The 19,993-nt window shown below is 72.8% G+C and carries 15 protein-coding genes, 1 tRNA gene, 1 other RNA gene and 1 pseudogene; 10 read left to right on the plus strand and 8 right to left on the minus strand.

What is annotated here, in order from left to right; genetic code table 11:
* Positions 1 to 243 precede the first annotated feature (243 nt).
* The 4 genes from ACIPPS_RS19205 to ffs all read right to left on the minus strand — a co-directional run bounded on the left by ACIPPS_RS19205 (position 244) and on the right by ffs (position 6,263).
* On the minus strand, positions 244 to 2,367 hold the full coding sequence (locus ACIPPS_RS19205) for a hypothetical protein (protein WP_401433298.1): 2,124 nt from the start codon (positions 2,365 to 2,367) through the stop codon (positions 244 to 246).
* Positions 2,368 to 2,584: 217 nt separating this feature from the next.
* Positions 2,585 to 3,835 carry a phosphoribosylamine--glycine ligase gene (purD, locus tag ACIPPS_RS19210; RefSeq protein WP_401433301.1) on the minus strand — a complete coding sequence of 417 codons (1,251 nt, stop codon included), beginning with the start codon at positions 3,833 to 3,835 and terminating at the stop codon, positions 2,585 to 2,587.
* Between the two features lie 61 nt (positions 3,836 to 3,896).
* Complete coding sequence (locus ACIPPS_RS19215) at positions 3,897 to 6,128, minus strand: DNA polymerase III subunit gamma and tau (RefSeq protein ID WP_401433303.1); 2,232 nt, start codon at positions 6,126 to 6,128, stop codon at positions 3,897 to 3,899.
* Positions 6,129 to 6,164: 36 nt separating this feature from the next.
* Positions 6,165 to 6,263, minus strand: an RNA gene (ffs, locus tag ACIPPS_RS19220) — signal recognition particle sRNA small type.
* Positions 6,264 to 6,371: 108 nt separating this feature from the next.
* Here ffs and ACIPPS_RS19225 point away from each other — a divergent pair.
* Positions 6,372 to 6,459 (plus strand) — tRNA-Ser (locus tag ACIPPS_RS19225).
* Positions 6,460 to 6,798: 339 nt separating this feature from the next.
* Here the strand turns inward: ACIPPS_RS19225 and ACIPPS_RS19230 are convergent.
* A complete protein-coding gene (locus ACIPPS_RS19230) occupies positions 6,799 to 7,344 on the minus strand; it encodes a hypothetical protein (RefSeq protein WP_401433306.1) in 546 nt (181 codons plus the stop codon).
* Here ACIPPS_RS19230 and ACIPPS_RS19235 point away from each other — a divergent pair.
* The 4 genes from ACIPPS_RS19235 to ACIPPS_RS19250 all read left to right on the plus strand — a co-directional run bounded on the left by ACIPPS_RS19235 (position 7,319) and on the right by ACIPPS_RS19250 (position 11,226).
* Complete coding sequence (locus ACIPPS_RS19235) at positions 7,319 to 7,639, plus strand: hypothetical protein (protein ID WP_401433309.1); 321 nt, start codon at positions 7,319 to 7,321, stop codon at positions 7,637 to 7,639. The two genes, ACIPPS_RS19230 and ACIPPS_RS19235, sit on opposite strands and share 26 nt — an antisense overlap.
* A gap of 206 nt (positions 7,640 to 7,845) precedes the next feature.
* Complete coding sequence (locus ACIPPS_RS19240; protein ID WP_401433313.1) at positions 7,846 to 8,259, plus strand: hypothetical protein; 414 nt, start codon at positions 7,846 to 7,848, stop codon at positions 8,257 to 8,259.
* 37 nt (positions 8,260 to 8,296) lie between these two features.
* A complete protein-coding gene (locus tag ACIPPS_RS19245) occupies positions 8,297 to 8,956 on the plus strand; it encodes an ABC transporter ATP-binding protein (RefSeq protein WP_401433316.1) in 660 nt (219 codons plus the stop codon).
* A 68-nt stretch (positions 8,957 to 9,024) separates the two neighbouring features.
* Positions 9,025 to 11,226, plus strand: coding sequence for an FtsX-like permease family protein (locus ACIPPS_RS19250; protein WP_401433319.1), 2,202 nt, complete (start codon positions 9,025 to 9,027; stop codon positions 11,224 to 11,226).
* An 11-nt stretch (positions 11,227 to 11,237) separates the two neighbouring features.
* Here ACIPPS_RS19250 and ACIPPS_RS19255 read toward each other — a convergent pair whose 3' ends face one another.
* On the minus strand, positions 11,238 to 12,434 hold the full coding sequence (locus ACIPPS_RS19255; protein ID WP_401433322.1) for an MFS transporter: 1,197 nt from the start codon (positions 12,432 to 12,434) through the stop codon (positions 11,238 to 11,240).
* Between the two features lie 99 nt (positions 12,435 to 12,533).
* Here ACIPPS_RS19255 and ACIPPS_RS19260 point away from each other — a divergent pair, with 99 nt between their 5' ends.
* From ACIPPS_RS19260 to ACIPPS_RS19280, 5 genes are all read left to right on the plus strand, one after another.
* On the plus strand, positions 12,534 to 13,568 hold the full coding sequence (locus ACIPPS_RS19260) for a DUF5937 family protein (protein ID WP_401433326.1): 1,035 nt from the start codon (positions 12,534 to 12,536) through the stop codon (positions 13,566 to 13,568).
* Between the two features lie 181 nt (positions 13,569 to 13,749).
* Positions 13,750 to 14,487, plus strand: coding sequence for a VOC family protein (locus ACIPPS_RS19265; RefSeq protein WP_401433329.1), 738 nt, complete (start codon positions 13,750 to 13,752; stop codon positions 14,485 to 14,487).
* Positions 14,488 to 14,562: 75 nt separating this feature from the next.
* Positions 14,563 to 15,759: a winged helix DNA-binding domain-containing protein gene (locus ACIPPS_RS19270; RefSeq protein ID WP_401433331.1), complete on the plus strand. Its 1,197-nt coding sequence runs from the start codon at positions 14,563 to 14,565 to the stop codon at positions 15,757 to 15,759.
* Between the two features lie 292 nt (positions 15,760 to 16,051).
* Positions 16,052 to 16,477, plus strand: coding sequence for a YciI family protein (locus ACIPPS_RS19275; protein WP_401433333.1), 426 nt, complete (start codon positions 16,052 to 16,054; stop codon positions 16,475 to 16,477).
* A 210-nt stretch (positions 16,478 to 16,687) separates the two neighbouring features.
* Positions 16,688 to 17,896: an RNA polymerase sigma factor gene (locus ACIPPS_RS19280; RefSeq protein ID WP_401433336.1), complete on the plus strand. Its 1,209-nt coding sequence runs from the start codon at positions 16,688 to 16,690 to the stop codon at positions 17,894 to 17,896.
* 204 nt (positions 17,897 to 18,100) lie between these two features.
* Here the strand turns inward: ACIPPS_RS19280 and wrbA are convergent, their stop codons facing one another.
* Together wrbA and ACIPPS_RS19290 are read right to left on the minus strand one after the other, a co-directional pair.
* Positions 18,101 to 18,712 (minus strand): NAD(P)H:quinone oxidoreductase, encoded by a 612-nt coding sequence (gene wrbA / locus ACIPPS_RS19285; RefSeq protein ID WP_401433339.1) that lies wholly within the window; start codon positions 18,710 to 18,712, stop codon positions 18,101 to 18,103.
* Between the two features lie 152 nt (positions 18,713 to 18,864).
* Positions 18,865 to 19,746 (minus strand): annotated as a pseudogene (locus tag ACIPPS_RS19290) (RNA polymerase sigma-70 factor); the annotation flags it as partial.
* Positions 19,747 to 19,993: the final 247 nt, after the last annotated feature.

Raw genomic sequence — 19,993 nt, forward strand, 5'->3', positions numbered from 1 at the left:
TCCCCCGCGTGCCGTCTTCCGTCGTCCGCACATGAAGCTGTCGTGCGCTGTCATGTGCTGCTGTCAGTGCCGGTCTCCAGCACATCACATAACGCACGCACTCCGTCACCGTTCGTCGCGAATTGACGTGAACGGAAGGCGGGGTTCCGGGGGTTGGGGGGCTGGGGGCGGGCTCCCGGGGGCGCCTCGCTCCCGGGGGGACTGGCTGCCGGGGGCGCCTTGCTCCCGAGAAACCCGTCCCCCTCAGACGAGGCGGACGGGTTTCTCGGGGCGTACGCCGGTCTCCGCGAGCCAGGCGCGGAGGGGGTCGGGGTCGCCGTCCTCGACGAGGGCGAGGACGCGGGCGGTCAGGTCCGTGCTCCGTACGCCGCCGACGAGAAGCGCGGGTCCGTCGAGCCAGTCGAGGCCGGGGGCGGCACCCGCGGTGTCCACGGCCGCGCAGCAGACCATCGCCGTGACGTGGTCGGCGAGCAGATCGCGCCCGGTCCGGGGCGGCTGCAACGGGAAGAGCGGCAGCGCGTCGTCGGCGAGGGCGGCGGTGTGCGGCGCCGGGACGGGCGCGACGGGCCGGGCAGCCTCCTCGCGCGCCACACGGGCGGTGAGAGCGGCAGCGAGGGTATCGGCGACGGGGTTGGCGGCGAGAGGCCGCTCACCGTCGCCGAGGACCCCGAGGTCGGCGTCGGAGGCGGGGGGCTGGGGGGTGGGGGCGGCCGGGGCGGGGGGCTCCGGGGTGGGGGCGGCCGGCTCGGGGGTGGGGGCAGCCGATGACGGGGCCACCGGGCCAGGGGTGGCCGGCTCGGGGGGCGTCGCGGCGTGGGCGTCCGACCCGGGTGTCTCCGGGGGCGCCGTCGCCGTCGTGTCCGCCGTCGCCGGGGCGGCCGGCTCGGGGGTCGCCGCGCCGTGGGCGTCCGACCCTGGCGGCCCCGAAGCGGGGGCAGCCGATGCCGGGGCCACCGTGCCAGCGGCGGCCTGCTCGGGGGGCGTCGCGGCGTGGGCGTCCGACCCTGGTGTCTCCGGGGGCGCCGTCGCCGTCGTGTCCGCCGTCGCCGGGGCGGCCGGGGTGGACAGGTGGGTCAGGATTCGGGTCAGGGTCGGGCCGTTGGTGGGCGGGAGCTCCGGGCGGGCGGCGGATCGCAGCTCGTCGGCCGCCGTGCTCGTCGGGCGGACGCCCAGGTCGTCGAGGACCTCGTGGAGGCGGGCCGCGTCGCTGCGCCACTTCCGGTCCACGACCTCCTCCGGGTACTGGCTCCAGTCCACCGGGGACCAGTCCGGGCCGGGCTCCGCCGGGCCGCCGTGGAAGAGCCGGGCGGCGAGCAGCGAGGCGGCCTCGTCCACGGTGCCGGGCTCTTCGAGCAGGTCGCAGGCCGGGCGCTCGGCGAGCCGGGAGGTGAAGCTCTCGGCCAGGCGGTCCCGGCGGGAGAGCTCGGTGAGGGCCGCGACCACGCCGACGTCGAGGCTGGCCGGCCAGCGACCCATGCGCCACGCGGGCAGCGCGACCCGGGTGAGCAGCCGGTCCCAGCCCGCGTAGGCGAGGCCGACCTGCTCCTGGGCGACGATCCGGATGCCGTAGTCCACGGCCTGTGCGCGCTCCGAGCCGGCCGCGGCGACACCGCGCTCCATCTCGGCGGCGTGCCCCCGGCACAGCCGCAGCAGGACCCGGGCGACCCGGGCGATCCCCCGCGCGCCCAGCCGGCTGACCGGGTCCAGCCCGGGGGTGCGGGGAGCCGCGACGGCCGCGTCGAGGCCCTGCACGAAACGGCGGGCCGCCGCTATGTCGGGGTGCGCCGCCGGAGCCGTACCGGCGACGACGGGGGCGAGGACGGCGCGCAGCTCGCCGACGCGCATCCACCACAGGAAGGGCGAGCCTATGACCAGGACCGGCGCGTCGGTGGAGCGCCGCAGACCGGGCGGACGGCCGGAGGCGGGCGGGGCGTGCGCCGGATGCGTACGGTCCTCCAGCCAGCTGTCGCAGTCCGGGGTCAGGGCTATCGCGGAGGGCGCGGGGACTCCGAGCCGGTCGGCCAGGTCCCGCACCATCCGGTACAGATCGGGGGCGGCCCGCTCGGAGAGCTCGACCGTCGGCGTGACGGCGGGCCGGGAGCGGGCGATCACCACGGCGACCGCCGCCGCCGCGAGGAGCACGACCACCGCCGGCACGGTCGTGACCCAGCGGGCCGCGTCCCAGCCGGGCCCGGTCATGTGACCCGTGGCCCCGCCCGCGTAAAGGATCACGGCCGCGGCCGCGGGGAGCAGCGCGAGGCCCAGTGCCCTGCCGCGGACACGGAGCACGGCGAGGGCCCGGGCGCGCGCGGCGCGCGCACCCATCTCCTCGCCGACAACGGAACCGGTACCGGACACGCCGTACATCACCCCCTCCTGCCCTCGTCGGGACTGCCTGTGGCGGTGTTGCTCACTCCCCCACTGTGGCACCCGCCACTGACATCGCAATGCCGGTGGGCCAAGTGCCGGAACGCCTGCGCCGCACCCTAGTTGGGGCTTCGGCGGGCGTCATCCGGATGGCTCAGTCGTCACTCGATGGAATGGCTTTGGGTAAAGGTGATGACGGGTCGGGGCGGTTAGGGGTTCACTCCCCCGCGGCCTTGCGTGCGATGTCCGTACGGTGTTGCGAACCGTCCAGACGGATCCGCCCGACCGCCTTGTACGCCCTCTCGCGGGCCCCCGCCAGATCCTTTCCGGTCGCGGTGACCGACAGGACACGGCCGCCGGCGCTGACGATCGCGTCGCCGTCCCGCCTGGTCCCGGCGTGCAGGACGTACGCGTGCGGGGCATCCTGCGCCGCGACCTCGTCCAGACCCTCGATCGGGTCGCCCGTCCGCGGGGTGGCCGGGTAGTCGTGCGAGGCGATGACGACGGTCACGGCCGCGTCCTCGTGCCAGTTCAGCGGCGGCTCGCTGTCGAGGGTGCCGTTGGCGGCGTTCAGCAGGACGCCGGCCAGCGGGGTCCGCAGCCGGGCCAGGACGACCTGGGTCTCCGGGTCGCCGAAGCGGGCGTTGAACTCGATGACCCGTACGCCACGGCTGGTGATCGCCAGACCCGCGTACAGCAGGCCCTGGAAGGGGGTGCCCCGGCGGCGCAGCTCGTCGACCGTCGGCTGGAGGACGGTGTCCATGACCTCGTCGACCAGCTTGGGGTCGGCCCAGGGCAGCGGCGAGTAGGCACCCATGCCGCCGGTGTTCGGGCCCTCGTCGCCGTCGAGCGCGCGCTTGAAGTCCTGCGCGGGGGTGAGCGGGAGGACGGTGACGCCGTCGGTGATCGCGAAGAGGGAGACCTCGGGACCGTCGAGGTACTCCTCGATGACGACCCGACCGCAGGCCAGCGCGTGGGCGCGGGCCTCCGCGAGGTCGTCGGTGACGACGACGCCCTTGCCGGCCGCGAGACCGTCGTCCTTGACGACGTACGGAGCGCCGAAGGCGTCGAGCGCCTCGTCGATCTCCTCGGCGGTGGTGCACACATAGCTGCGGGCGGTCGGGACGCCGGCGCCGGCCATGACGTCCTTGGCGAACGCCTTGGAGCCCTCCAGCTGCGCCGCCTGCTCGGACGGGCCGAAGCAGGGGATGCCGACCGCGCGGACGGCGTCGGCGACACCCGCGACGAGCGGGGCCTCCGGGCCGACGACGACCAGGTCTGCCTGGAGGTCGGCGGCCAGCCGCGCGACGGCGTCGCCGTCCAGCTGGTCGACGGGGTGCAGCTCGGCGACCTCCGCGATTCCGGCGTTGCCGGGCGCGCAGTGCAGAGCGGTGACGTCGGGATCGAGGGAGAGAGAGCGGCACAGGGCGTGTTCGCGGGCGCCGCCGCCGATGACGAGGACCTTCACGCCAGCCAGGGTAGCCCGCGTGGCCGGATGCCCCTTGTGCGGGCCACCGAGCGAGACGTCCCTACTCGTTCGTGTATTCCTCCAGCACGGTCGCCCCGAGCTCGCGCACGATCAGGTCGTGGCCCGACAGGGCGGAGTCGACCAGGTCCGGGTCGTCCTCCTCGGGCACGTCGTCCTCGGGCGCGACGGGCGGCGGGGCGTGGTGCACGGGCGCCTGGGGCCGCGCCTGCGGCGCGGGGGAGGGCGCCTGCTGGACGGGCGGGGCGGACGGGCCCTGGTGACCGGGGGTGCTCTGGTGGCCCTGCGGCGCCTGCTGCCCCGGCGGGGGCTGCTGCGCGGGGGCCCACGGCTGCTGGGGCGGAGCCGAGGCCTGGCCGGCCGGGCGGCCGCCGCCGAAGCCGGTCGCGGCGGGCGGCGGACTGGCGCCGCCCGACGGGTCGATGATCGCCTCGATCTTCCACTGCACCTGGAACTGGTCGGCGAGGACCTGGCGCAGGACGTCCTCGCTGCCGCTGCTGGCGAAGTTGTCGCGCGCGCCCGCGTTGAGGAAGCCGAGCTGGAGGGTGGTGCCGTCGAACCCGGCGACCTGGGCGTTCTGGCTGAGCAGGATCCAGGTGAAGCGGCGCCGGTTCTTGACGGCGTCGAGGATCGACGGCCACATGTTCCGCACCTGGGCGGCGCCTTGGGCGGCGTCCCCGCTGGGAGCGGGCGCGCCGGCCTGCGGGCCGGGGCTGGACGTGGGCGAGGGCGCGGCGGGGGCTGCCGGGGCGGCCGGGGAAGAGGCACCGGGCCAGGCACCGGGGGCGGGAGCACCGGCGGGAGCACCGGGCGTCGCGGCACCGGGCCAGGCACCGGGCCGGGGCGCACTCTCGGCCTGTACGGGTGCGGGCGCGGGCTCCTGGGCGGGTGCCGGGGCGTGAGTCGGCGCCTGAGCGGGGGCCGGCGCCTGGGCGGGGGCCGGCGCCTGAGCGTGACTCGGCGCCTGAGCGTGAGTGGGCGCCTGCTGAACCGGATGCTGCTGGGGCGACGGCGGGAGCGGGGGCGGGGCCATCGGCGTATGGGCGTCGGGCCCGGGGACGTACCCCATGGCGGGCGCGGGCGAACCGGCCGTGAAGACGGCCGGGGGCGCGGCGGCGGCGCCGCGCTCGAGGCGGTCGATCCGGGCCTGGAGCGACCGCTCGTCGTCGAAGGCGGCGGGCAGCAGCACGCGCGCGCAGATCAGCTCCAGCTGGAGCCGCGGCGAGGTGGCGCCGCGCATCTCGGTCAGCCCCGTGTTGACGAGGTCGGCCGCGCGGCTGAGCTCGGCGGCGCCGAACACGGACGCCTGCGCCTGCATGCGCTCCACCACGTCGACGGGGGCGTCGATGAGCCCCTTCTCGGCGGCGTCCGGCACGGCGGCGAGGATCACGAGGTCGCGCAGCCGCTCCAGGAGGTCGGCGACGAAGCGCCGCGGGTCGTTGCCGCCCTCGATGACCCGGTCCACGACCTCGAAGGCGGCGGCGCCGTCTCCGGAGGCGAAGGCGTCGACGACGGAGTCGAGCAGGGACCCGTCCGTATAGCCGAGAAGAGAGGTCGCCATGGCGTATGTCACACCGTCTTCGGCGGCACCGGCGAGCAACTGGTCCATCACGGACATCGAGTCACGCACCGACCCGGCGCCCGCGCGCACGACGAGCGGCAGCACGCCGTCCTCGACGGGGATCCCCTCGTGCCCGCAGACCTCGCCCAGGTACTCCCGCAGGGTGCCGGGCGGCACGAGCCGGAAAGGATAGTGGTGCGTACGCGACCGGATCGTCCCGATGACCTTCTCGGGCTCGGTGGTGGCGAAGATGAACTTGAGGTGCTCCGGCGGCTCCTCGACCACCTTCAGCAGGGCGTTGAAGCCCGCCGAGGTGACCATGTGGGCCTCGTCGATGATGTAGATCTTGTACCGGCTGGAGGCGGGCCCGAAGAAGGCCTTCTCCCGCAGGTCACGGGCGTCGTCCACACCACCGTGGGAAGCGGCGTCGATCTCGATGACGTCGATGGATCCCGGCCCGTTCCGCGCCAGGTCACGGCAGGACTGGCAGGTGCCGCAGGGGGTCGGGGTGGGACCCTGCTCACAGTTCAGACAGCGGGCGAGGATGCGCGCACTGGTCGTCTTGCCACAGCCCCGGGGCCCGCTGAACAGGTACGCGTGATTGACCCGGTTGTTGCGCAGGGCCTGCTGCAACGGGTCGGTCACATGCTCCTGCCCGATGACCTCGGCGAAGGACTCGGGGCGATAGCGGCGGTACAGCGCGAGAGACGACACGTATACGAGGTTATAGGCGCCCACCGACAACCCGGGAACGCAAGCGCCCCTCACGCACCCGCCAGAGCCGACCTACCCTTGCTGCCTTCCGGCCCTGGGGGAGTTCAGTCAGATAGCGCCACGTGAGGGGCTCCGCCAAGGGTACCCGATCCCGGACCCCCCGCGGTCCCCCGATCCCGATCACGCGAAGCCGTTCTGGATCACGTTCGCGAGCACCCCTCAGCGTCTTGTATTGTTTGCGGCGGAGGATTCGCCTAGTGGCCTAGGGCGCACGCTTGGAAAGCGTGTTGGGGGCAACCCCTCACGAGTTCGAATCTCGTATCCTCCGCCAGTGCCTCACCGGGCACGATGTCGAAGGGCCCCACCGCTTGCGGTGGGGCCCTTCTTCGTTCTCGGGTTCAGCAGGCCGGGAGGGTCCGTACGTAACCGTCGGCGTCTCGTCGTCCGTGCCGAGGACCGTCTCGCCGCTGCCGGCGCGGGGGGCGTCGCCGGGGGTCTGGGGGGGGCGTGGGGGACGTCGGGGGCGGGGGGGCACTCCACCGCTTCGATCTTGTAGTGCGGGAAGGTTCCGAGGACGGTCGGGGGCGGGGCGAGGGTGACGCGGACGCGGCTCGCCGACGAGACCGTCACGCGGCCCGCGTCGGTGAGCGCCGAGTCGAAGGGGCCGTCGTCACCGGCGTCCGCCGCCGAACTCACGACGATGCGACCCGCGTCGGTCACAGAGAGGTCGGAGATGTGCCGCGTGCCGCCGTCGACCGGGTACGGCGCCCGGTAGGCCCGGGTCGTCACGGCGCCGAACAGGGGCTGCCCCCAGGCGGCGAAGGTGAGGGGCGCCGCGTACGGGGTGGCGGGGCGGTCCGGGCCCGTTCCGCGGTCCGCGGTCCGCCCAGAGGGCGGCGAGCTTCCCGTTCTGCGCGACGAGCGCGAAGCTCTCGAAGTCGTCGCCTTCGTCGATCGCCGGGAGCGGGGCGTAGTCGACGACGGTCGCCCGAGTGCCGACGACGGCGAGGCGGTAGACAAGGCCCCGCGCGGCCAGCGCCACGTACTCCCCCGGCGTCCCGGGCACGGCCTCGATCGCCTCCAGGTCGACGGGTTCCGCTCCGTCCCAGGTGAGCGGGGTGACGGCGTCGGTGCCGTCGTCGTGGTGGGTGATACGGGAGAGCCGTGGCTGGCCGGGGCCGCTTGTGGTCGTGAACGGCCAGCAGGCTGACGCCACTCCCGTCCGCCGTACGCCCTTCGTACGCCGACCCGCTGACACCGCCACGGGCGTCGCGGCCGAACCTCTGCCACCCCCCGCCCGCACCCGCCGCCGGGCCACCGTCCGGACCGACGTCCGCGCCACCGTCGGCACCGACGCCCGCACCGGCCGCCGGGCCGCCGCCCAGCACGGCCAGGAGGGCGACCGCCGCCGCAAGCGAGGAGGCGGTGCGCCGCACCATCGGGAGCTCCACTGGTCGCTCATCTTCGGTCCGATCAGACGCGCGCTCCCGCGCCGGACGTCAGGCTATTGATCATGTCCGCCCCGGCCCCAGCGGCACGCGCCGCCTGGATCAGCGCTACCGGCGCGTGAATTTCGGCGGACGTCCCCACTCGTGTGCTGATGTCACCGGATCGGGGGGTCCATGCCGGGAGTGACGTTCCGCCCGCGCGTGCGGTGTGTAATCACTGGAACACTTTCAGCTACACCCAGTCGGGGTGCTCTCAAGCTGGAGGAAACGTGCGGAAGTTGGCGACGGTCGCGATGGCGGCGGGGTTGTTCCTGGGTGGGATGGGGGTGGCGGTCGCGGACGCGTGGCACTACCCGGAGCGGCTCGAGACCACGGGAGCGTGGCTCTCCGACTGGTCGTACACCTGGGAGCCCAGGGGGCGGAACCACGGTGGCTTCCACTTCAAGGGAGACCTGATCGACAGGAATCACCGGGACGGACACAACGTGTACGTGCAGGCGAGGGTCGAGGGCTACAGCTGGAATCGCTTCAACGGCGTCCAGATGAAGACTGTCCGACTGGACAAGATCGTCTACGACGGCGCCGCCCAGTACACGAGCACGGCGGACATTCGCGTCTGCCGCGATCGCGGCTCCCTGCGCCCGGACAACTGCTCGTTCACGAAGCCGTTCAAGCGTCGCTAGTAGTCCCACAGCCACCCCCTCAGGGAGCAGAAGCAGAATGAACGCCATCCTCCGCGCCGACAGCGTGGATCTCTTCTACGGGACGCACCAAGCCGTCAGCGGTGTGGACTTCTCGCTGAGGCGCGGGGAGGTGGCGGCCATTATGGGGACCAGCGGGTCCGGGAAGTCGTCGCTCCTCTACTGCCTGGCCGGGGTGCTTCCACCGACCCGCGGCGCGGTCACCTTCGACGGACTCAAGTTGCCGTCCATGAGTGACGACGAACTGAGTGCCCTGCGACGCGAGCGGTTCGGTTTCGTCTTTCAGTACGGGGAGTTGTTGCCCGAGCTGACGGTCCAGGAGAACGCGGCGCTCCCTCTGCGCCTCGCCGGCCAGCGGAAGGCGCCCGCGCACGCGGCGGCCGGTGAGGTTCTCGGGCGGCTCGGCATGACCGAGCTGCTCCAGCGCAGAACCTCACAGCTGTCCGGTGGGCAGAGCCAGCGGGTGGCCGTCGCCCGGGCGCTCGTCCACCGGCCCGACGTGGTGTTCGCGGACGAGCCCACCGGCGCGCTGGACAGCGTCAACGCCTCGGCCGTGCTGGAGGAGTTCCTACGGCTCGCGCGCGACCAGGGCACCGCCGTGGTCATGGTCACCCACGACGCGTCGGTGGCCGAGCACGCCGACAGTCGGTACACGATGACGGACGGGATTCTGAAGTGAACCCTTTCCTTCTGGGAGTACGGCTGCTGTGGCGTGGTGGGCGTAGGAATCGGGTCCGCTTCCTCTTGATGACGATGGGCTGCGCCGTCGGCGTGGCCTGTTTGGCCGCAGTGCTGTCGATTCCCACGATCCTCGATGCTCACGACGCCCGATCGGCGGCTCGTGAACCTGAGACCGAACTAGAGCTGAAGGACGGCTGGTCCACCTCCGACACCATCGAGCACACCTACGAGGATGCATACGGGTCGCAGCCGTTGCGTCGTGTATTCGTTGCGAGGTCCCTTTCGGGCCCCGCGCCGGTGCCGCCCGGCATCGAAGGGTTGCCGGCCGCAGGTGAAGTGATCGTCTCGCCGCGACTGCGCGAGGTGCTGACTGAGGAGCCGGGAGTCGCCGGGCTGCTCCCCGGCAAAGTGACCGGCACGATCGCACCGGAGGGGTTGGCCGGCCCCGACGAGTTGTACGCGTACATCGGCAGCTCCCATGCGCAGGTTCCGGACCCTCAGCGTGTGGACCGCTTCGGCTCCTGGTACTCCCGGTTCGAGGTCGTCGACGAATCGACTCTCGGCATCCTGCGGTTCACATTGGGATCCGTGGTCCTGCTTCCCCTTGCCGTTTTCCTCTCGGTGTGTGCACGCCTGTCTGCCGAGTCTCGGGCTCGTCGGCTCGCATCACTGCGGCTCGTCGGGCTCAGCGTGAGGGACACTCTGCGAGTCAGCGCAGGCGAGACTGTGACTGCGGCTTCCCTTGGGGCTCTCTTCGGCATCGGCGGATACCTCGTCGTCAACGAGATCATGGCAAGGATTGGACTACCGGGGCTCCACTGGTACCCCGCCGACGGACGTCCGGAGGCAACGACACTCATCGCCTGCCTGGTCGTGTGCCCGACGCTCGCCTGGGTGGTCGGACGGCGGGGGGCACAGGCAGCCGCACTCACCCCCCTCAACGTCCGCCGCTCAGCGGAACGCAAGCCTCCCAGGCTGTACGGGACGCTGCTGCTGATTCCCGGCCTCGGGGTCATCGGCGGCTACTGCGTGCTCAGTGTGTTGGGCAGGGACCCCTCCGGTGGTTCCGCCAACAACCTCCTGATCCCCGCTGCCGTTCTCCTGACGGGGGCCGGGTTGGTCTTCGGACTTCCGCCGATCACCATGTGGCTCGCCCGCCGCCTCGCTGGAACCGCCCGGTCACTACCGCTGGCGCTCGCGATGCGCCGTGCAGAAGTCGAGCCGGGCGCCTCCTTGCGAGTGGTCACCGGTCTCGTCCTCTTGATCTTCGCTACGTCTCTCACTCAGGGCGTTCTGATCGAACTCGACCAGGTCAGCCGCCGCACCGCGCCCGTACAGGAGTACCAGGTGCCGCGCGACGGACTCACAGCACTACAGGTCGAAGACCTGAAGAAAACCGAAGGCGTGCTGGCGCACGCCACCACCATGACGTCTGCGCGCAACTCCGCTGACGATGGCACGGCTTCATCCGTCTTTGCCGTCGTCGCTACGTGCGATCAACTCATCGCTTTCGTGACGTCGTCGAGCGGCTGCAAGGACGGCAAGGTCCTCCGCCTGCGCAACGACGAGCTCATGGGGAGCGTCCACGCGAAGCCCGCACGCAGCGTTTCCTTCCACCTCAGGAGCCGGGACCTCATGGTGACCCTCCCGAACGAGCAGGTTCAGGTCCGAGGATTCGATCCTTCCGCCTTTGGTGCGGACGTGCTGATCCCGCCCTCACTCGTTCCTGCCGACGAACTGCCGGACGACTCCGAGCTCGTCCTCGTCAGCAAGTCCGACCCCCAGACCGTCCGCACCGTCCTGGACGGGATCGGGGCCATTGCTCCCACCGCCGAGGTCGAGCCCGTCGGGATTGTCGTCTCGTCGCTTGCTCAGTTGACCGTCATCCGTAGTCTGCTCGCCGCCGGGATGGTCCTCGGGCTCGTCATCAGTGTCGCCGCGTTCGTCGTGTCCGTGGCCGATCGGGCCATGGAGCGGCGGGGGCAGGTCGCCGCGCTTGTGTTGTTGGGGGCTCGGGCCGGGACCTTGCGGGTCGTGCAGTGCGTGCAGGTGGTGCTGCCGCTCGCGGTGGGGTTGGCCGCCGCCGTCGTGACCGGGTGGCTTGCCGAGTCGAGTTATCTGATCACCGGCGGCGGGGCCGTGCACTGGGACTGGAGTGGGTTGCCGCTGCTGCTCGCCTGCTGTCTCGGAGTCCTCCTCGCCGCCGGAGTCTCCGCGCTGCCCCTCGTGCGCCGGCACGTCGACCCCGAGCACATCCGGCGCGACTAGCCCGGCCCGCCCTACGCCGCCAGCCCGTGCGTCGTGCGGCGTTCCACCCGGTCGCGGAGCGCCCACGTGCCCGCCGCCGCCAGGACGCCGCCGACCAGGGCCGTGCCCCACAGGAGCGCCGGGCCGACGGCCGTGTACACGGTCACGCCCAGAGTGAGTGCCCCGAAGCGGGCCAGGCCCCAGGTCCAGCCGAACGCGCCCTGGTAGCGGCCGCGCGCGTGGGGCGGGGCCAGGTTGGCGACGATCGCGGCCGCGATGCCCGCGACGACCACCTCACCCAGCGACCAGACGACCACCGACACCGCGTACCCGACCACCCCGTCCGCCAGGCCCGTCAGCGCCACCCCCACCGCGATCAGCACCCCGCCCGCCGACTGGACCGCGAGCTGCGGCAGCTTCGCGAGCCTGGCCGTGACCAGCGGCTGGAACGCGACCACCAGGATCGCGTTGACCGCCGCCATCCCGCCGTACACCGCCGGGGACAGACCGCTGTCCCGGATCGCGAGGGGCAGCGCCACCTCGGTGAGCGAGTAGACGAAGAGCTGGACGCCCAGGAGCGGGAGCAGCACCATCGCCAACCGGTCCCGGAACACCACCCCGTACCCGACGCCGTCCTTCGAACGAGCCCCCGCCGGCGCCCTCTCCACCCGCGGCTCGCTCAGCCGCGTCGCCACGATCGTCGCGTAGACCAGCATCGTCCCGGCGTCCACCGCGAACAGCAGCCAGTACCCCTGCGCCGCCAGGAACCCGCCGAGCACGCCCGCCACCGCCGTACCGATGTTCACGCCCCAGCCGAACAGCGCGTACGCCCGCTGTCTGCGCTCCGCGTCCACCGAATCGGCCATCAGCGCGTACGCCGCCGGGCCGACCATCGCGCCCGTCGCGCTGATCAGCAGCGCCGCCGCCGCCATCGTCCACACCCCCGGGGCCACGAACAGCGCGCCGTGCGCCGCCGCCGCGCCGAGCAGCCCGATCAGCATCGTCGGGCGGCGGCCGATGCGGTCGGCGAGGACGCCTCCGAGCGCCGGGCCGAGCAGGTTGCCCGCCCCGAGGGCACCGAGGACGTACGAGGTGTCGGTCCCCGTGACCCCGCGCGCGGCCAGGAAGAAGACGAGGAAGGGCGTGACCAGGTACCCGAGCCGATTGACGATCGTCCCGGCGAAGAGGGTCCAGACGGTGGGCGGCAGGCCGCGGAAGGAGGAGAGCATGCGAGGAGACTCGCCCCCGCCGACCCCGGTCAGCCATTGATTAAGCTCAGGCTTAATCCGTCACGGCTTGATCCGTCACGTTGTTCTTAGGGGTGGAATGTGGAATCCGGGCTCAGTTTCTCCGCCGCCGACCTCGCCCAGACCCGGTTCGCCGTCTCCCCCATGTGGGAGGTCGTCACCAGTTTCCGGCTGCTCCGCGAGGCCACCGACCCGCCCCTGCACCGGCGTTGGGCCGCGCAGGTACGGCCCCGGCTCAGCGGTGCCGGTCTCGACAGCGGCTGGCTCGCCGAGCTGATCCCCGGCCACGGCTTCCTCGCCGACTTCCTCAACCCGACCCCCGCCACCCCCTTCCCCACCCTCGCCGCCGAACTCCACGCCATCCGCGCGACCCCGCACGAGCAGGTCATCCACGACCTCGACATCCTCGCCGCCAAGGAGCCGGGCGACCGACGGCCCTCTCCCTCTCCCTCCCCCGACCGGGCGCAGCTCCGGCTACGCCTGCTGCGCGAAGCGCCCGACGTCGCCCTGGAGAAGGTCACCGACGAGATCGAGGCCTACTGGGAGATCGCCCTCGCCCCCTACTGGGCCCGGATCCGCCGACTCCTCGAAGCCGACGTCTTCCACCGCGCCCGGCAGGTCGCCGAGCACGGTTCGGCACGGGTCCTCAGCGAACTGCACGAGACCGTACGGTGGGACGACGGCACCCTGCGCCTGGTCCGGCGGCACTGCGCGCTGACCCGGGACGAGGTCGGCTCGGGGTTGCTCCTCGTCCCCTCCGCCTTCGCCTGGCCCCGCGTCCTGACCCGCGCCGTCGCCCCCGACCCGCCCCAACTCGCCTATCCGGCGCGCGGGATCGGCTCCCTCTGGGAGCCGCGCACCAGCTCCGCCACCGACGCCGTCGCCGCCGTCATCGGGCGCTCCCGCACCCTGCTTCTCGCCGAACTCGACACCCCCACCTCCACCACCGAACTCGCCGCCCACTGCGGCCTGTCCGCCGCCGGTGTCTCCCAGCACCTCACCGCGCTGCGCAACGCCGGCCTCGTCACCGCCCACCGCGCCGGGCGCTCGGTCCTCTACGCCCGTACCTCCGTGGCGGACGCCCTGCTCACGCCGCCGGGAGGGGAGGGTGGGTAGGGAGCGGGTGGGCGCGTAGGGAGGGGAGGGAGGGAGGGTAGTTAGGTAGGTAGGTAGGTAGGTAGGTAGGTAGGGAGCGGGTGGCGCGTAGGGCGAGTGGCACGTAGGGCGGCGTGCGGCGAGTAGGCCCGGGTGCGGCAGGAGCGCCCCCCGGTCCGCGGCAGCTTCTAGGATTTGTGGCATGGCTACGCGACTTGTGCAGATCAACATGAAAGCTCTGGACGACTCCGTGCTCGGCCGGTTCTGGGCGGAGGCGCTCGGCTGGGGTGTCGACAGCGAGGGGCCCGGCGTGACCAACCTCGAACCCCTGGGCTTCGCCTACCCCGACCCCGTGGCCGTCTGCATCGACCTCGTCGCCCGCCCGGAACCCAAAACGGTGAAGAACCGGGTGCACCTTGATCTGGCCACCACCTCGACCGCCCACCAGGCGGAGTTGGTCGCGCGCCTGAAGGACCTCGGCGCGACGCTCGCCGACGTGGGTCAGGGCGACGTCCCCTGGACCGTCATGGCCGACCCGGAGGGCAACGAGTTCTGCGTCCTGGAGCCCCGTCCGGTCCACCAGGACACCGGGCCGGTCGCCGCGGTGGTGGTCGACTGCACCGACCCTCGAAGGATGGCCCGGTTCTGGGGCGAGGCGATGGACTGGACCCTGCACGAGGTCACCGACGACCACGCGACCATGCGATCCGCCCAAGGCGTCGGCCCCTACCTGGAGTTCCTCCGCACCCCCGACACCAAGAGCGTGTGGAACCGCGTCCACCTCGACGTCTGCCCCTACCCCGGCGACGACCTGAAAGCAGAGGAAGCCCGCCTGCGCGCCCTGGGCGCCACCGACCCGGGTATCGATCAGTCCACCATCTCCTGGTCGATCCTGGCCGACCCGGAAGGCAACGAGTTCTGCCTCCTCACCCCACGCTGACCTCGCGCGACAGCTCCGGCCGGACCGCGAGGACGTAGCCGACCCCCGGCAGGCGGCGTGCGCCATCCTTGGCCCATGGGGAACACGGCTCACCGCCGCATCGAGGCGGACGAACGCAGGGCCCGGCTGGGCGTACGGCACCGGCTTGCCGGGGCGGCGCGGGCGACGAGTGCGGAGGAGGTCGCCGGGGCGCTCGTGGCGCTGCACGCGACCGACCCGGCGACGGTCTTTCTCGCCGTCGGCGCCCGACTGGCCGGGGCGCGGGGCGTCGAGGGGCCGGTCGCGGGGCTTGAACGGGCCCTGTACGAGGAGCGGACGCTGACCCGGATGCACGGCATGCGGCACACCCTCTTCGTCTTCCCGACCGACCTCGTCCCCACCGTCCACGCCTCCACCACCCGCGACGTCGCCACCCGCGAACGCGCCCTGCTGCTCAAGGACCTGGCCAAGGGCAGCGAGTACGACGAGGCCTGGCTCGCCGAGACCGAGCGGCTCGTCCTGGCCGAGCTCACGCGACGGGGCGAGGCCACCGGGGCCGAGCTGAGCACGGCCGTGCCACGGCTGCGCGCGCAGTACGTGTACGGGGTCGGCACCCGCCAGGAGGGGCCCCAGGCGCTCTCCAGCCGGCTCCTGCGGATCCTCGGCATGGAGAGCCGGATCGCACGCGGACGCCCTCAGGGGGCCTGGACCTCCAGCCGTTTCCGCTGGGCCGCGACGCCCGAACAGCCCGACCCCTCCGGCGAGTTCGCCCACGCCGATCTCGTACGGCAGTGGCTCGCGACCTTCGGTCCTGCGACCGAGGCGGACCTGAAGTGGTGGACCGGGTGGAAGGTCACCGACGTACGGAAGGCCCTCGCGTCGATCGGCGCGGTGCCGGTGGAACTGGCCGAGGGCAGGGGTCACGTCCTGCCGGACGACCTCGAACCCGTACGGGCCGACCCCGAGCCGTGGGCGGCGCTGCTGCCCGCGCTCGACCCGACGGCGATGGGCTGGCAGTACCGCGACTGGTACACCGATCCCGCGCACAAGGCCGCGCTCTACGACCGCAGCGGCAACATCGGTCCGACGGTCTGGTGGAACGGCCGCGTCGTCGGCGGCTGGGCCCAGCGTCCGGACGGGGAGATCGCGCTCCGGTTCCTGAGCGACGACGGTGGCACGGAGGCACGGGCGGCCGTCGAGGCGGAGGCGGAGCGGTTGCGCGGCTGGGTGGGGGACGTACGGGTCACGCCGCGTTTCCGTACGCCGCTGGAGCGGGAGCTCGCGGGAGGCTGAGCCTCCGGAGCCCCTACGGGTTCCTCGGGTCCTGGTTTCCCCGGGCCCTGGTTCGCCCGAGCCCCGGTTTCCTCGGGCCCTGGTTCCCCAGGCCTTGGTTCCCCCGGGCCCCGGTTTCCCCCGGCCCTGGTTCCCCCCGGTCCTGGCTCCCCCTCGTCCTGGTTCCCCTGGGTGGAATCTCGAAGAAATCCTCACCGGGCCCCGGCGAGGTGTCGAGAATCGGAAGGCCGCTCCGACGTCCCCTGTGAAAGGCAGCACGAAGCCCGAGGCACAGACACCGAAGGAGATCGTCATGAAGTACCTCGTCATGGTGCAGGGATCCCAGGCCGACTACGACACCATGTCCGGCAAGGCCGGCGGGCAGGGCCCGGCCTGGAGCGAGAAGGACCTCCAGGCGATGTTCGAGCACATGGGGTCGATCAACAACGACCTCGCCGAGTCCGGCGAGCTGGTCGACGCACAAGGGCTCGTCGAGCCCGGGCGGACCCGGCACGTGAGCGTCGACAAGGCCGGGCAGCCGGTGATCACCGACGGCCCGTACAGCGAGACCAAGGAGTTGCTGGCCGGCTACTGGGTGCTCGACTGCGCGAGCCTGGACCGCGTCACCGAGATCGCGGCGCGCGTCGCCCGCTGCCCCCAGCCCGCCGGGGCGCCGGAGTACCCGGTCGTGATCCGGCAGATCGACGAGCGCTCCGAGTCCGAGCTGTTCAACGACTGAGTCGAGCGTGTAGCCGGGGGCCCAGAGCCGAGCCGAGCGTGAAGCCCGAGCCGAGCGTGAAGCCCGAGCCGAGCGTGAAGCCGGGGGCCCAGAGCCGAGCCGAGCGTGAAGCCCGAGTCGAGCGTGAAGCCCGAGCCGAGCGTGAAGCCCGAGTCGAGCGTGTAGCCGGGGCCCAGAGCCGAGCCGAGCTGGAGTGAGGGCGGAACGGGAATGAGCGAGGAGGAGAGCGTCGAAGGCCTGCTGCGCCGACACGCGCCGCAGGTCCTCGGCGCGCTCGTACGCCGGTACGGGCACTTCGACGCCGCCGAGGACGCCGTGCAGGAGGCCCTGGTGGCCGCCGCCCGGCAGTGGCCCGAGTCCGGTACGCCCGCCAATCCGCGCGGCTGGCTCATCCGGGTCGCCTCGCGGCGGCTCACGGACCAGCTGCGGGCGGAGGAGGCGCGGCTCCGACGGGAGGAGACGGCCGCGCGTCTCGAACCCCGCGAGGCACGGGCCGCCCCCTCCGACGACGACACGCTGACGCTGCTCTTCCTCTGCTGCGACCCGTCGCTCGCGCCCGCCACCCGGGTCGCGTTGACGCTGCGCGCGGTCGGCGGTCTGACGACGGCGGAGATCGCCCGGGCCCATCTCGTACCGGAGGCGACGATGGCGCAGCGGATCAGCCGGGCGAAGGCGAAGCTGCGGGACCACCGCTTCCGGCCGCCGGGTCCTGGCGACCGGGACGCCCGGCTCGCCGCCGTCCTCCAGGTGCTGTACCTGATCTTCAACGAGGGGTACACCGCGACCTCGGGCCCCGCGCTGCACCGCGCCGACCTGGCCCGCGAGGCGATCCGGCTGACCCGGGCCGTGCGCAGGCTGCTGCCGAGCGAGGCCACGGTGACCGGGCTGCTCGCGCTGATGCTGCTCACCGAGGCCCGCAGCGCCGCCCGTACCGGCCCGCACGGCGAACTGATCCCGCTCGACGAACAGGACCGGACGCGCTGGGACCGGGCCGCGATCGCCGAGGGCACGGCGCTGGTGGAGGAGGCCCTGACGGGGGGCCCGCCGGGCCCGTACCCACTCCAGGCGGCGATCGCCGCGCTGCACGACGAGGCCGGTCGGGCCGAGGACACGGACTGGCCGCAGATCCTCGCCCTGTACGACGTCCTGGTCGCCGACTGGCCCGACCCGATGGCCGAGCTGGGCCGCGTCGTCGCGGTCGCGATGGTCCACGGCCCCGAAGCGGGGCTCGCCGAACTCGCCGCCCTGGAGCCCCGGCTGAAGGGCCACCACCGCCTGTCGGCGGTCCGCGCGCACCTCCTGGAACGCACCGGTGACCGCGCGGCGGCCCGCGAGGCCTACTACCAGGCGGCCCGCCGCACCCTCAGCGTCCCGGAGCGCCACTACCTCCGCATAAAGGCGGCGCGCCTGGCGCCGTGAAGGCCCCGCGGCCCCGGCGGCGTGGGCCGCCCGGGCCGCGGGCTGGGCCGCCCGGCCGGCGTCGTCAAGGCCGCGCGCCTGCGCCGGGAAGGCCGCGCACCTGCGCCGGGAAGGCCGCGCGCCTGCGCCGTGTGCGGCGCCGCACCAGCCCTACGCCCCGTACGGGGCCGCCCTCGGCCCTGCGCCCCGCCCTCGGCTCGCCGGTCAGGACTCCGCGAGGCCCTTCAGGCGCTTGGTGATTTTGGTGAGGCGGGCGCCCTGGTAGCGGGCGGCCTGGAGGATGTTCTCCTCCGGGGCACCGGTCCCGCCGGCGTGCGAGGTCCCGTAGGGGTTGCCGCCCGCCGCGTAGACGACACCGTCGGTGAAACCGGGGGAGACGATGACCGAGCCCCAGTGGTGGAAGGTGTTGTAGAGCGCCAGCAGGGTCGACTCGTTACCGCCGTGCACGTTGTGGGCGCTGGTGAAGGCCGTGGCGGGCTTGTCCCAGAAGACGCCGCGCTGCCACAGACCGCCGGTGGTGTCGATGAACTGCTTCAGCTGGGCGGCCACGTTGCCGTACCGCGTCGGCGAGCCGAACGCGTAGGCGTCGGCCCACTCCAGGTCGTCCAGCGTGGCGACCTCGACGTCCGCCGCCGTGGCGTCCACGTGGGCGCGCCAGGCCGGGTTGCCGTCGATGGCCGCGTCGGGGGCGAGTTCGGTCACGCGCCGCAGACGTACCTCCGCACCGGCCTTCTCGGCTCCTTCGGCGACGGCCTGGGCGATCTGGTGCACGTTTCCGGTGGCGGAGTAGTAGATGACAGCGACGTTCACGGACATGGCGAGCTCCCCTTGAGCGGATTCCGTTCCGTTTCATCCGACTCGGCCGAGACTAAACGGATAGTCATCCACTTCGCAAGGGGAGCCCGCCGGTCGCGGGCCCGTGTCACCTCAGGGGTCGCCTAAGGTCGCCTCAGGGGTCGCCTTAGAGGTCACCTCAGGGTGAGCGTCGTCTCCGACTCCACGCGGGTCAGCTTCTCGGGGTTGCGGACGTAGTAGAGGCCGGTGATCTTCGCGTCCTCAAGGCGCACGGCCATCACGCCGTCGATCTCTCCGTCCAGGTGGATGACCAGCGCCGGGCTGCCGTTGACCACCGTGAGGCCGACCGCGAGCTTGTTCTCGTGCCTGCCCGAGCCACCGATGATGAAGCGCGCGACCTTGTCCGAGCCGATGACCGGACGCCGTGCGGCCTGCTTGACGCCACCGCCGTCGCTCAGCAGGACCACCTCGGGGGCGAGGACGTCCAGCAGGCTCTGCAGGTCCCCGGTGGCCAGCGCGCGCTGGAACGACTCCAAAGCCGCCCGGGTCTCGGTCGCGGAGACCACCGCGCGGGGGCGGCGCGCGTCGACATGCCGGCGCGCGCGGTGCGCGATCTGGCGCACGGCCGCCGGGGTCTTGTCGACCGCGGCCGCGATCTCGTCGTAACCGACGTCGAAGACCTCGCGCAGCACGAACACCGCGCGCTCCGTCGGCGACAGCGTCTCCAGCACGAGCATCAGCGCCATCGACACGCTCTCGGCGAGCTCGGCGTCCAGGGCCACGTCGGGCGCGGTGAGCAGTGGCTCGGGCAGCCAGGGTCCGACGTACGCCTCCTTGCGACGCGACATCGTGCGCAGCCGGTTGAGCGCCTGCCGGGTGGTGATCCTGACCAGGTACGCGCGCTGCTCCCGCACCTCCGACAGGTCGACCTCGACCCACCGCATCCAGGTCTCCTGGAGCACGTCCTCGGCGTCGGCCGCCGAGCCGAGCATCTCGTACGCGACCGTGAAAAGCAGGTTGCGATGCGCGACGAAGCTGTCCGTCGCGGGGTCCGTCGAGGTGGAGGGGGCGGTGGGCGAGGTGGCCGCGGGGGTGGTGGGTGAGGTGGTCGCGGGGGTGGTGGGTGAGGTGGTCGCGGGGGTGGTCGGTGAGGTGGTCGCGGGCGCGGCGGGCGGCGCCGAGTCCGCCGACGCGGAGCCCGCCGACGCCGAGTCCGCCGACGCCGAGTCCGCCGACGCGGAGTCCGCCGACGCGGAGTCCGCCGTCGGGGCGCCCGCCGTCGGGGCCGGTCTGCTGTGCTCG

This window comes from Streptomyces sp. NPDC090127, assembly GCF_044746945.1.
GTDB lineage: Bacteria > Actinomycetota > Actinomycetes > Streptomycetales > Streptomycetaceae > Streptomyces.